The sequence below is a fragment of the Nocardia altamirensis NBRC 108246 genome (genome assembly GCF_001612685.1).
In the GTDB taxonomy this organism is placed as follows: domain Bacteria; phylum Actinomycetota; class Actinomycetes; order Mycobacteriales; family Mycobacteriaceae; genus Nocardia; species Nocardia altamirensis.
On record NZ_BDAY01000066.1, the window covers coordinates 44,431 to 56,637 of the forward strand.

The 12,207-nt window shown below is 66.6% G+C and carries 9 protein-coding genes; 6 read left to right on the top strand and 3 right to left on the bottom strand.

The window, feature by feature from the left end:
- Window positions 1–166 precede the first annotated feature (166 nt).
- The 5 genes from dnaK to NA11_RS30530 all read left to right on the top strand — a co-directional run bounded on the left by dnaK (window position 167) and on the right by NA11_RS30530 (window position 5,986).
- Entirely contained in the window at window positions 167–2,014 is a 1,848-nt protein-coding gene (gene dnaK / locus NA11_RS30510; protein WP_069165491.1) for a molecular chaperone DnaK, read from the top strand.
- The gene (gene grpE, locus NA11_RS30515; protein WP_069165492.1) at window positions 2,011–2,673 is read left to right on the top strand and encodes a nucleotide exchange factor GrpE; all 663 of its coding nucleotides are present in this window, start codon (window positions 2,011–2,013) and stop codon (window positions 2,671–2,673) included. The genes dnaK and grpE overlap by 4 nt, the downstream gene beginning before the upstream one ends.
- Window positions 2,674–2,697: 24 nt before the next feature.
- Entirely contained in the window at window positions 2,698–3,855 is a 1,158-nt protein-coding gene (gene dnaJ / locus NA11_RS30520; protein WP_069165493.1) for a molecular chaperone DnaJ, read from the top strand.
- A complete protein-coding gene (locus NA11_RS30525; RefSeq protein WP_069165494.1) occupies window positions 3,855–4,247 on the top strand; it encodes a heat shock protein transcriptional repressor HspR in 393 nt (130 codons plus the stop codon). The genes dnaJ and NA11_RS30525 overlap by 1 nt, the downstream gene beginning before the upstream one ends.
- Window positions 4,248–4,816: 569 nt before the next feature.
- A complete protein-coding gene (locus tag NA11_RS30530; protein ID WP_069165495.1) occupies window positions 4,817–5,986 on the top strand; it encodes a globin domain-containing protein in 1,170 nt (389 codons plus the stop codon).
- A 96-nt stretch (window positions 5,987–6,082) separates the two neighbouring features.
- On the opposite strand, the gene NA11_RS30535 is transcribed toward NA11_RS30530, so the two are convergent.
- The 3 genes from NA11_RS30535 to NA11_RS30545 form a co-directional block, all read right to left on the bottom strand.
- Window positions 6,083–6,862, bottom strand: coding sequence for an FAD-binding oxidoreductase (locus NA11_RS30535; RefSeq protein WP_069165496.1), 780 nt, complete (start codon window positions 6,860–6,862; stop codon window positions 6,083–6,085).
- Window positions 6,863–6,877: 15 nt separating this feature from the next.
- Complete coding sequence (locus NA11_RS30540) at window positions 6,878–8,035, bottom strand: FAD-binding oxidoreductase (RefSeq protein WP_069165497.1); 1,158 nt, start codon at window positions 8,033–8,035, stop codon at window positions 6,878–6,880.
- A 212-nt stretch (window positions 8,036–8,247) separates the two neighbouring features.
- Window positions 8,248–9,183 (bottom strand): NADP-dependent oxidoreductase, encoded by a 936-nt coding sequence (locus NA11_RS30545; protein ID WP_069165498.1) that lies wholly within the window; start codon window positions 9,181–9,183, stop codon window positions 8,248–8,250.
- A gap of 319 nt (window positions 9,184–9,502) precedes the next feature.
- Between NA11_RS30545 and clpB the strand changes: the two genes are divergently transcribed.
- Window positions 9,503–12,058: an ATP-dependent chaperone ClpB gene (gene clpB, locus NA11_RS30550; RefSeq protein ID WP_069165499.1), complete on the top strand. Its 2,556-nt coding sequence runs from the start codon at window positions 9,503–9,505 to the stop codon at window positions 12,056–12,058.
- Window positions 12,059–12,207 lie beyond the last annotated feature (149 nt).

The following is a 12,207-nucleotide window of genomic DNA, read 5'->3' on the forward strand; positions in this document are numbered from 1 at the left end:
CTGGGGGCAGGATTGAGCCGACCACGCTCAGCGTTGCTGGGACCGTGCTCCGTGAGGTGCTTGGGGCGAGGTCTCGCGGCACAGGATGGAAGACGCATCCTGGGCAGCCGGGCGGCATTCGCCCAGCATCGACACATGTAGGTACGTCAAATTAGGAGGAACAACAATGGCTCGTGCGGTCGGAATCGACCTCGGGACCACGAACTCGGTCGTCGCCGTACTCGAAGGCGGAGAGCCGGTCGTCGTCGCCAACTCGGAAGGATCGCGCACTACCCCGTCGATCGTCGCATTCGCGAAGAACGGCGAAGTGCTGGTCGGTCAGCCGGCCAAGAACCAGGCCGTCACCAACGTCGACCGCACCATCCGCTCGGTCAAGCGCCACATCGGCACCGACTGGAACGTCGAGATCGACGGCAAGAAGTACACCCCGCAGGAGATCAGCGCGCGCACGCTGATGAAGCTGAAGCGCGACGCCGAGGCCTACCTCGGTGAGGAGATCACCGACGCGGTCATCACCGTGCCCGCGTACTTCGAGGATGCCCAGCGGCAGGCCACGAAGGAAGCCGGTCAGATCGCGGGCCTGAACGTGCTGCGCATCGTCAACGAGCCCACCGCGGCGGCGCTGGCGTACGGCCTGGACAAGGGCGACAAGGAACAGACCATCCTGGTCTTCGACCTCGGTGGCGGCACCTTCGACGTCTCGCTGCTGGAAATCGGCGAGGGCGTCGTCGAGGTCCGCGCGACCTCCGGTGACAACCACCTCGGTGGTGACGACTGGGACGAGCGCGTCGTCTCCTGGCTGGTCGACAAGTTCAAGGCCAGCGCTGGTATCGACCTGACCAAGGACAAGATGGCCATGCAGCGCCTGCGTGAGGCTGCGGAGAAGGCCAAGATCGAGCTGAGCTCCTCGCAGAGCACCTCGATCAACCTGCCCTACATCACCGTCGACGCCGACAAGAACCCGCTGTTCCTCGACGAGCAGCTGACCCGCGCCGAGTTCCAGAAGATCACCTCGGACCTGCTCGACCGCACCCGCGCGCCGTTCCAGTCCGTGATCAAGGACGCGGGCATCAACGTGGCCGACATCGACCACGTCGTGCTCGTCGGTGGCTCCACCCGCATGCCCGCCGTCTCCGACCTGGTCAAGGAACTGACCGGTGGCCGCGAGCCGAACAAGGGCGTGAACCCGGACGAGGTCGTCGCCGTCGGCGCCGCGCTGCAGGCCGGCGTGCTCAAGGGTGAGGTCAAGGACGTCCTGCTGCTCGATGTCACCCCGCTGTCGCTGGGCATCGAGACCAAGGGCGGCGTGATGACCAAGCTCATCGAGCGCAACACCACCATCCCGACCAAGCGGTCGGAGACCTTCACCACGGCCGACGACAACCAGCCGTCCGTGCAGATCCAGGTCTTCCAGGGTGAGCGCGAAATCGCCTCGCACAACAAGCTGCTCGGTTCGTTCGAGCTGACCGGCATCCCGCCTGCCCCGCGTGGCGTGCCGCAGATCGAGGTCACCTTCGACATCGATGCCAACGGCATCGTGCACGTGACCGCGAAGGACAAGGGCACCGGCAAGGAGAACACGATCAAGATCCAGGACGGCTCCGGCCTGTCCAAGGAGGAGATCGACCGGATGGTGAAGGACGCCGAGGCGCACGCCGCCGAGGACAAGGCCCGCCGCGAGGAGGCCGAGACCCGCAACCAGGCCGAGTCGCTGGTGCACCAGACCGAGAAGTTCATCAAGGAGAACGAGGACAAGGTCCCCGCGGACATCAAGTCCAAGGTGGAGGCGGCCATCGCCGAGGCGAACGAGGCGCTCAAGGGCACCGACATCGCCGCGGTCAAGGCGGCCGTCGAGAAGCTGGCGACCGAGTCGCAGGCCCTCGGTCAGGCGATCTACGAGTCGTCGGCCAACGATGCCGCCGCGTCGAGCAACGGATCCGCCGCGTCCGACGCCGACGACCAGGTCGTCGACGCCGAGGTTGTGGACGAGCCGGTCGACACGGAGAAGAAGTGAGCAACTCCGAACAAGAGCCGATCACCTTCGTGGACAATCGCAAGATCGATCCGGAGACCGGCGAGATCAGGGAGCCCGCGGCGGCCGACGCCGCCGCGGGGCCTGATGCCGGGAACGGTGCCGAAGCCGCCGCGGCGGCGCCAGCCGACACCGCAAGCGTCGAGCTGGCCGAGCGCACCGCCGACCTGCAGCGACTGACCGCGGAGTACGCGAACTACCGGCGTCGGGTCGAACGCGACCGCAAGACCGCGATCGACACCGCCAAGGCCGCCGTTGTCACCGAATTGCTCGGCGTGCTCGACGATCTCGATCGGGCACGGGCACACGGCGACCTGGATGCGGGCCCGCTGAAGTCGGTGGCCGACAAGCTGGCCGCCGCGCTGCAGAAGCAGGGACTGGAGGAATTCGGTTCCGCGGGTGAGCCTTTCGACCCGACGCTGCACGAGGCCGTGCAGCACGAGGGCTCCGGGCACGACCCGGTGATCGGCATCGTCATGCGCAAGGGCTATCGGTTCGGCGATCGGGTGCTTCGGCACGCGCTCGTCGGGGTAACCGATGGCGTGGCCGACCTGGTCGGCGACGAGCGGAAGCCGGCCGAGCAGGCGGGTGCGGACCAGCCAGAGGCATCGGATGCTGATGCCGGCGCGAACAAACACTAATACTGCGAGAGGAGGAGATATCCGGTGAGTCAGCGGGAGTGGATCGAAAAGGACTTCTACAAGGAGCTGGGTGTCTCCTCCAGCGCCTCGCAAGACGAGATCAAGAAGGCGTACCGCAAGCTCGCTCGCGACTTGCATCCGGACGCCAACCCCGGCGATGCCAAGGCCGAGGAGCGGTTCAAGACCGTCAGCGAAGCGCACGCGGTGCTGTCGGATCCGGCCAAGCGCAAGGAATACGACGACACCCGAAAGCTGTTCGCGGGTGGCGGATATCCGCGTGGCGGCTTCACGCCCGGTGCCGGCGGCGGCTTTTCGCAGGACTTCAACATCGGTGACATCTTCGGCGGCGCCAATGCCGGCGACGGTGGCCTCGGTGACCTGCTCGGTGGGCTGTTCAACCGGGGCGGCACGCGCACCGCGAGCCGCCCGCGGCGCGGGGCCGATGTGGAGACCGAGACGACCCTCGGTTTCCGGGAGGCCGCGCAGGGCGTCACCGTTCCGCTGCGGATGACCAGTCCGTCGCCGTGCACCACGTGTCACGGCAGCGGCGCGAAGCCGGGCACCAGCCCTCGGGTCTGCCCGAACTGCAACGGCACCGGCATCATCAGCCGCAACCAGGGCGCGTTCGGCTTCAGCGAGCCGTGCGATGACTGCCGGGGCACCGGCTCGATCATCGACGACCCGTGCGTCGACTGCCACGGCAGCGGCATCCAGAACCGCACGCGCACCATCACCGTGCGGATTCCGCCGGGAGTCAGCGACGGACAGCGGATTCGGCTGGCCGGTCAGGGTGAGGCGGGCCTGCGTGGCGCGCCGTCGGGCGACCTGTTCGTCAGCGTGCACGTCAGCCAGGACAAGGTTTTCGGCCGCAACGGCGACGACCTGACCCTGGTGCTGCCGGTCAGTTACAGCGAATTAGTGCTCGGGACAACGGTTTCCGTGCCTACCCTGGAGGGGCGCGTCGGCGTCAAGGTGCCGCCTGGCACCGCGGACGGCCGCATCCTGCGGGTGCGCGGTCGCGGCGTGCCCAAGCGCGGCGGCGGCGCCGGTGACCTGCTGGTCACCGTCAAGGTCGCGGTGCCACAGAAGTTGGATGACAATGCCGCCGACGCGCTGCGACGCTACGCGGAGGCGGAGAAGGCCAGCGGATTCGATCCACGGGCAGGATGGGCAGGTGCTTGATGTCCAATGATCCGAAGCAGTCGCGTGCCGAGTTCTTCATGATCTCGGTGGCGGCCCAACTCGCGGGCATGCACGCGCAGACACTGCGCACCTATGACCGACTGGGACTGGTTACGCCACAACGCACTTCGGGCGGCGGGCGACGCTACTCGACCAGGGACGTCGAGCTGCTGCGCGAGGTGCAGCGGCTGTCTCAGGACGAGGGCGTCAACCTGGCGGGCATCAAGCGCATCATCGAACTCACCAATCAGGTCGAGGAACTGCAGCAGCGGGTGGCCGAGCTGGCGGCCGAGCTGGACCGGATGCGGGCGGGCTATCGGCCCGATCTTTCCCCGCCGCAGCGCAGCACCGCGCTGGTGGTCTGGCAACCGCGCAATCGCCGGAATATGTGATCGATCGGCACTCGCGCAACACAATTGAATACAGCTGGCTATTCCTCGGGCCCCTGGCCTCGGCATTGTTGATCATGATCCGAGATCGGGGGCCCGAAGTCGTCTCCAGCAGACCGTTCGGCACGTTTGCTGACGGTATGCCGGTACTTAGTGTGTGACAACACTTATCGCGGCTGCTTTTCCGGACCGCTGACTTGTCATATTTTGTTGCGCGCCCCTGCTGCTCGATCGCTGTCGATTGTCCGGCGGAGTCCGCTTGCGATCATGGGATGTTGCCCTGTGGTCGCTCCAGAGCCCTTGGTAGCGTGAGAATTTCAGAACGAGTCTTGCAAAATCAGTGTTCTTGCGACTGATTTCGTCGATTTTTACCGTCTTTCAGTCTGTTTCGTCGGCGTTTCGCGCTGAGTGCCCTCGTTTTGAGGGAATTACAGGCTTGTTGTTTAAACGGAGGATTCCACTCCTGGCTAACCTCGCCTACACTTCTCGGCAACGGCTGCTGACGAGTGTCCCGCAGCACCTCACTCGCCGGCACGGTTTGTGTTCGAGTGCGAAATGGGGTTGTGACACAAATGGATTCGCGGACTGTCGCTTTGATCAGAACCACGTTCAAGGCGGTTGCTGCGGAGGAAGGGGGGCCGGAGAAATTAGCGAGATCGTTCTACTCGATCCTATTCACCGACTACCCCCAAGTCCGCGATTTTTTTCCAGCAGCCATGGACGCACAGCGAGATCGCCTGGTCAAAGCCATCTCCTACGCATTGGACCGGCTCGAGGAGCCGAACAAGCTTCTACCGTTCCTTGCGCAACTCGGGCGTGACCATCGCAAATACGGTGTGCAGCCTGCGCATTACACGGCGGTCGCGGTCTCGCTGAAGGCCGCGATGCGGAACTACGCGGGCACCGAGATGTGGACCGACGAGGTCGACCGAGCCTGGGACGACGGCCTGAAGATCATCGGGGAGACCATGATCGGCGCCGCGGAGAAGGAAACGACGCCGGCGGTGTGGACCGGGACCGTGGTGGAACGCCGTGCGGTGCTACGCAATCTGACCGTGGTGCGGTTGCAACTCGATCAGCCGATGCAGTACGCCGCAGGCCAGTACCTGAGCGTGCAGATACCGTCCCGGCCGCGGATGTGGCGCTACCTGTCGCCCGCCGTGCCCGCAAATGCCAACGGGGAGATCGAGTTTCACATCCGTAGCGTGCTCGGCGGCTGGGTCAGCTCCGCCATCGTCGGCCACACCGTCGTCGGCGATCAGTGGCTGCTCGGTGCGCCGCTCGGCGGCCTCGGCATCCCGCGCAACGCCAAGCGCAAGATGTTGATGGTCGGCTGCGGCACCGGCATAGCGCCGCTGCGCGCTCAGCTGATGGCGATGGCGCAGCGACGGACCAACCCGAAGGTGCACCTGTTCGTCGGCGGGCATCACCCGTGCGATCTGTACGACCTGGAAACGCTGTCCACCCTGGCCGTTGCGCACCGCTGGTTGACCGTGACACCGGTCACCGAGCACGACGAAAACCCTTGGTGGTACACCGATTCCGGCGAACCCGAGCAGGTCTGGCGCGGCCTGGAGCCGCGGCTGACCGGGCAGATCGGCAAGGTGGTCGCCAGCTTCGGCGCCTGGGCCGACCGGGACGTCCAGATCGTCGGCTCGCCATCGATGGTGCAGACCACCAAGTTCCGCCTGATGGCCGCGGGGACGCTCACCAAGAACATCCGCCACGACCCGCTGTTCTGACCGACGGTCCGGGATGTCGACCCCTCCCGTTATCCCGGACACCCGGAATCCGGCCGCGCCCTGCATCGCGGCCGGATTTCCGGTCAGCGGATCAGCTCACATACCTTCGAATTGGATGCGCTCCGGTGGAGTTCCGTTGGCGAGCAACCGATCGACGGTCGCGCGGACCATGGCGGGGGAGCCGCACACCAGCACCTGATGGCTGTCGAACGCGCCGTGCGACGCCATCACATCGGCGAGGGTGCCGAACAGCACCTCGTCCGGCGGGAAGGTGATGTCCACGCGGCTGCGCTCGTACCACTCATCGATCCAGCCGGGATCGTCCGGACTCTCGACGACCGGAATCACCGTCAGCCACGGCAGTTCCCCGGACAGCAGGTAGAGCATGTCCTCGGCGTACAGATCGCGCGGGGTCTTGCCGCCGAAGAAGAGATAGGTGTGCGGCGGATCCGGCACGCGCGTCAGGTCGAGGATCTGCGCCCGCAGCGGGGCAAGGCCGGTGCCGCCCGCGACCATCACCACGTCGTCGCCCGCCGGGTCGATCGCGAAGGTGCCTTGCGGCGCGCGGATCGTCCACTCGTCGCCGGGCCTGGTGTCGGCGACGATGGACCCGCTGCACCACCCGCCTGGCACCGTGCGCACATGGAATTCCAGCTTGCCGTCCAGCGACGGCGGCAGCGCCGGGGACAGCCTGCGCCGCATGCTCGCCTGCTGCGGCACCGTCACCTCGACGGACTGCCCGGCGAGAAACGGGACGAACTCGCCGATCAGGCGGATCACCGCAAGGTCATGACGGATTCGGTGGTGTCCGACTACCGTCGCGGTCCACTCGGGCTGGTGTTGTGCACCATTGCCGAGTGCACTCGGGTCCCCCATCGTGGGCCTCCTTCGTCACACAGGGTCGGAGCTGATGATGTGCTCCGGAGTACCGACCGCGATCAACGCACGGCGGGTGTCCGCGATCATCTTCGCCGACCCGGCGATCTGGATCTGTCGGTCCGCCCAGGCGCCGAAGCTCGCGACCACCGCGCCCAGGTTACCGATCAACCGGCGATGCATGCCGTACGGCTCTTCCTGCGGCGGATGCGGATACCACCACGGATTGGTCTTCTGTTCGCAGACCGGGACGATGGTGAGCCACGGGTTGCTCTGCGAGAGCTGCCACATGTTCTCCACGTCGTAGAGATCGCAGGGGTAGCGGCCGCCGATGAAGAAGTGCACGCGCGGGTTGATGCCGCGCTGCCCCATCTCGATCAGCTGGGCGCGCAGCGGCGCGATGCCGGTGCCTGCGCCGATCATCAGGACGTCGCGCCCGCTGTCCCGGTCGACGTGCAGACCGCCGAGCGGTCCCGCGATCTGCCAGCGGTCACCGACCCTGGTCTCGTTGACGATGGCGGGGCTCACCCAGCCGCCGCGGATCTTGCGGATGTGGAACTCGATCTCGCCGTACGGGTTCGCGGGGATCGCCGGCGAGAAGTAGCGCCACATCTTGGGCCGCTGCGGCACCGTGAGCGGCACGTACTGCCCGGCCTGATAGGGGATCGGGCTCTCCGATTGCAGCCGAACGATGGCCAGGTCTTCCAGCACCCTGCGGTGGCCGACCACGGTCGCCTCCCAGTACGGCTGGGACTTATCGGAATTCGCGCCGATCGCCATGGACGCGGAGATCAGGATGGTGATGTCGCGCCAGCCTTCCTCCAGGCCGCGATGCCAGGCCGCGCCGTTGTAGGCGCGGAAGGCAGCGAGCAGCGCCCGGCCTGCGGCGTCGTAGTGCGCCGCGTCGACCCCGTACTTGCGGTGGTCGCGAGCCAGTTGCTCGAGGAACTTCTGCGCCCGTCCCCAGTCCTCGAGATGATCGAGCACATACTGGATCGCCGTGGCGATCCGTTTCGCCTGCATGTCCATCGCAGGCGGAAAGAGTTCGCGCAGTTGTGGGTTCTCGGCGAACAAATGACCGTAGAACGCACTGACCAACCGCTCGGGTCCGTTCGGTGCCTCGATCACCGACCGGAAGTTGGCGCGGACCAGCGCAGCCGAACGCGCATCCACGACGTGGAGCTTCCTTTCCCTCAGTTCTGCCCGGGGACGTACCCGTAACCGGCGGTCCTCCGCCGACCAGTATCCCCGAAAATCCCGTGGTCGTGTGGGTATGTCCCTGAAGACCGGGCCAAACGGTAATCGGTGGGCAAACACCAGGTGTTGCGGCCATGCCGCCGAGGTCACCTGGCGATGTCGGAGCGGGCTCGCGGCCCGGGTTCGGCTCAGATGGCGAGGACGGTTTTGCCGCGGGCGCCGGGGGCGCCGATGACTGCCGGCCCGTCGGCGAGGGGGACGGTGGCGTCGATCGGAACCACCACATCACCCTCGGCGACCCGGTCGAGGAGGCGGGCCAACTCCGATGCGCCGCCCTTGGATTCGATGTTGCCGCCGCGCAGGCCCCGCGCCTGCAGCGCCGCTTCGTCCGCGGCCCAGATGGTGGAGTAGACGGTGCCGCCGTCGCGGACGAGGCCGGTCAGCTCCGCGAGCACCTCCGGCGGACTGACCAGGTCGAAGAGGACGTCGATGCCGTCGGGATGCGCGGCAGCGACCTGCTCGCGAATCGGGCCCGAGGTGTAGTCGACGGTCTCGGCCGCGCCGAGCCTGGTCATCTGATCGGCGACCGAGCCGCGGGCGGTCGCGATGACCTGTGCGCCCGCGATATTCGCGAGTTGGACGAGGAACGAGCCGACGCCGCCGGTGGCGCCGACGATGAGCACGGTCTGCCCCGGCTCGATCCCGGTGGCGTCGACGAGGTCCTGTGCGGTGATGCCCGCGATGGGTAGCGCCGCGGCCGTCACGGTCGGCACGCCTTCGGGGATGTGCACCAGCGTGCCGTCCTCCGGGATCACCGCGAATTCGGCGAAGCTGCCGTGGCCGACGGGCGAGCCGAGGAACTTCCCGACCACCCGATCGCCGACGGCGAACCGGTTGACGCCAGGCCCGACCGAGGCGATGGTGCCCGCGCCGTCCACCCCGAGGATCATCGGAAAGTCGTGCGGCAGTTTGCCGTCCAGGATGCCGTCGGCCAGCTTCGCGTCGAACGGATTGACCCCTGCCGCTTCGAGTTGCACCCGGACGGTGCCTGGGCCTACCTCGGGGACCGGCATGTCGATCAACTCGGGGGTGGCTCCGAACTTCCGAACGACAATCGCGCGCATCCATTCGCTCCTTGAATCGGGCTGAAGAGTGATGCATCAACTAACGGCATGGGCCATCGTATGCATCCATACCTCATGGACGCCGTGATTCATCGCATTGGCAGGGTGTCGCGGCGGTAGCGTTCACGGGGACAGCGAGCCCACCCGTCACCCGGCCACCACCCCCCATCGAATCGCTACGCGATACTGTTATCTAGACTTGAGTGGAACAGACTCAACCTTTCGGACGTTGGACGTAGAGAACGGCACGGAACCGCGCGGGACTTCGCGCGGAACCAGGCTCCGGCGCCGTCGACATCGACAAGTAGGAAGGTGATTCGTGGACTCGTTCAATCCCACCACCAAGACCCAGGCGGCCCTGGCCGCCGCCCAGCAGGCGGCCTCCGCCGCGGGCAACCCTGAGGTTCGTCCTGCGCATTTGCTGGTGGCGTTGCTGGATCAAACCGACGGCATCGCCGCCCCGCTGCTCAAGGCCGTCGGCGTCGACCCGGTATCCGTGCGAGGCGAGGCCAACGACATCGTCGAGCGGCTGCCGCGCGCGACCGGCGCCACCACCGCACCGCAATTCGGCCGCGAGGTGCTGGCCGCCCTCAACACCGCACAGCGCCTTGCCGCCGAGTTGGGTGACGAATACATCTCGACCGAGCATGTGCTCGTCGGCCTGGCCAGCGGCGATTCCGATGTGTCGCAGCTGCTGCTGAAGTACGGCGCGACCGCTGAGGCATTGCGCGAGGCGTTCACCACCGTGCGCGGCAGTGCGCGGGTGACCAGCCCCGATCCCGAGGCCAGCTACCAGGCGTTGGAGAAGTACTCCACCAACCTCACCGAACTCGCCCGTGCGGGCACGCTCGACCCGGTGATCGGCCGGGACACCGAAATCCGGCGCGTCGTCCAGGTTTTGAGCCGCCGCACCAAGAACAACCCGGTGCTCATCGGCGAGCCCGGCGTCGGCAAGACCGCGATCGTCGAGGGTCTCGCCCAGCGCATCGTCGCAGGCGACGTCCCGGAATCGTTGCGCGGCAAGTCCGTTGTCTCGCTCGACCTCGGCGCGATGGTCGCGGGCGCGAAGTATCGCGGTGAGTTCGAAGAGCGGCTCAAGGCCGTGCTGGAAGACATCAAAAACAGTGCGGGACAGATCATCACGTTCATCGATGAGCTGCACACCATCGTCGGCGCCGGTGCCACCGGCGAATCCGCGATGGACGCGGGCAACATGATCAAGCCCATGCTCGCCCGCGGTGAGCTGCGCCTGGTCGGCGCGACCACGCTGGAGGAATACCGCAAACACATCGAGAAGGACGCCGCCCTGGAACGCCGGTTCCAGCAGGTGTTCGTCGGTGAGCCGTCGGTGGAGGACACCATCGGCATCCTGCGTGGCCTCAAGGAGCGCTACGAGAACCACCACGGCGTGCGCATCACCGACTCCGCGCTGGTCGCCGCGGCGACCCTCAGCGACCGCTACATCACCTCTCGGTTCCTGCCGGACAAGGCGATCGACCTGGTCGACGAGTCGGCATCGCGGTTGAAGATGGAAATCGACTCCCGCCCAGTGGAAATCGATCAGATCGAGCGCGCGGTGCGCCGCCTGGAGATCGAAGAGCTCGCGCTGAGCAAGGAGACCGACGACGCCTCCAAGCAGCGGCTGGAGAAGCTGCGCGCCGAATTGGCCGACGCCAGAGAGAAACTCAACCAGCTGACCACCCGCTGGCAGAACGAGAAGAAGGCGATCGACCAGGTCCAGGTCCTCAAGAAGGAACTGGAATCTCTGCGCGGCGAGGAGGAAAGGGCCGACCGGGACGGCGACCTGGAGACGGTCTCCAAGCTGCGGTACAAGGACATCCCCGATTTGGAGAAGCAGCTCAGCGAGGCCGAGCAGGTGTCGAAGGTCGCCGGTGACGGCGACGTGATGCTGAAGGAGGAGGTCGGACCCGACGACATCGCCGAGGTGGTCGGTTCGTGGACCGGCATCCCGGTCGGCAGGCTGCTCGAGGGCGAAACCCAGAAGCTGCTGCGGATGGAAGACGAGCTCGGCAAGCGCGTGGTCGGCCAGACCGAGGCGGTGCAGGCGGTGTCCGACGCGGTGCGCCGGGCGCGGGCCGGCGTCGCGGACCCGAACCGGCCGACCGGCTCGTTCCTGTTCGTCGGCCCGACCGGTGTCGGTAAGACGGAGCTGGCAAAAGCGTTGGCGGACTTCCTGTTCGACGACGAACGCGCCATGGTCCGGATCGACATGAGCGAGTACAGCGAGAAGCACGCGGTGGCTCGCCTGGTCGGTGCCCCGCCCGGCTACATCGGCTACGACCAGGGCGGCCAGCTCACCGAGGCGGTGCGGCGCAGGCCGTACACGGTGGTGCTGTTCGACGAGATCGAGAAGGCGCACCCGGATGTGTTCGACATCCTGCTCGCCGTGCTCGACGAGGGACGGCTCACCGACGGCCAGGGCCGCACGGTGGACTTCCGCAACACCATCCTCATCCTGACCTCGAATCTGGGTGCCGGTGGCGAGCGCGAGTTCGTGATGAACGCGGTGCGTTCGGCCTTCAAGCCGGAGTTCCTCAACCGCCTCGACGACGTGGTGATGTTCCACCCGCTCGACGAGGAGCAGCTGGAAAGCATCGTCGACATCCAGCTCGACCAGCTGCAGAAGCGGCTGTCGCAACGCAGGCTGAAGCTGGACGTCAGCGATTCGGCGCGGTTCTGGCTTGCGGTGCGCGGGTACGACCCGGTCTACGGTGCGCGCCCGCTGCGCAGGCTGATCCAGCAGGCGATCGGTGACACGCTGGCCAAAGAGATACTGGCAGGCGAGATTACCGACGGCGACACGGTCAAGGTGAGCACCGTGCCGGACGGTGACGGGCTCATCGTCGGCAAGTAAGTCGGGCCAGACGCGGCGCGTCGGCGTTCGATCCCTTCGCGGGAACGATGCGTCGGCGCGCTGCGCTGCGTCGGCTGCCGACACCGCGTCGGCGGCGTCCGGGCGCGGCCCCGTGCGGCGTTTATGCGACAGAGCACCGAGGTGGACCA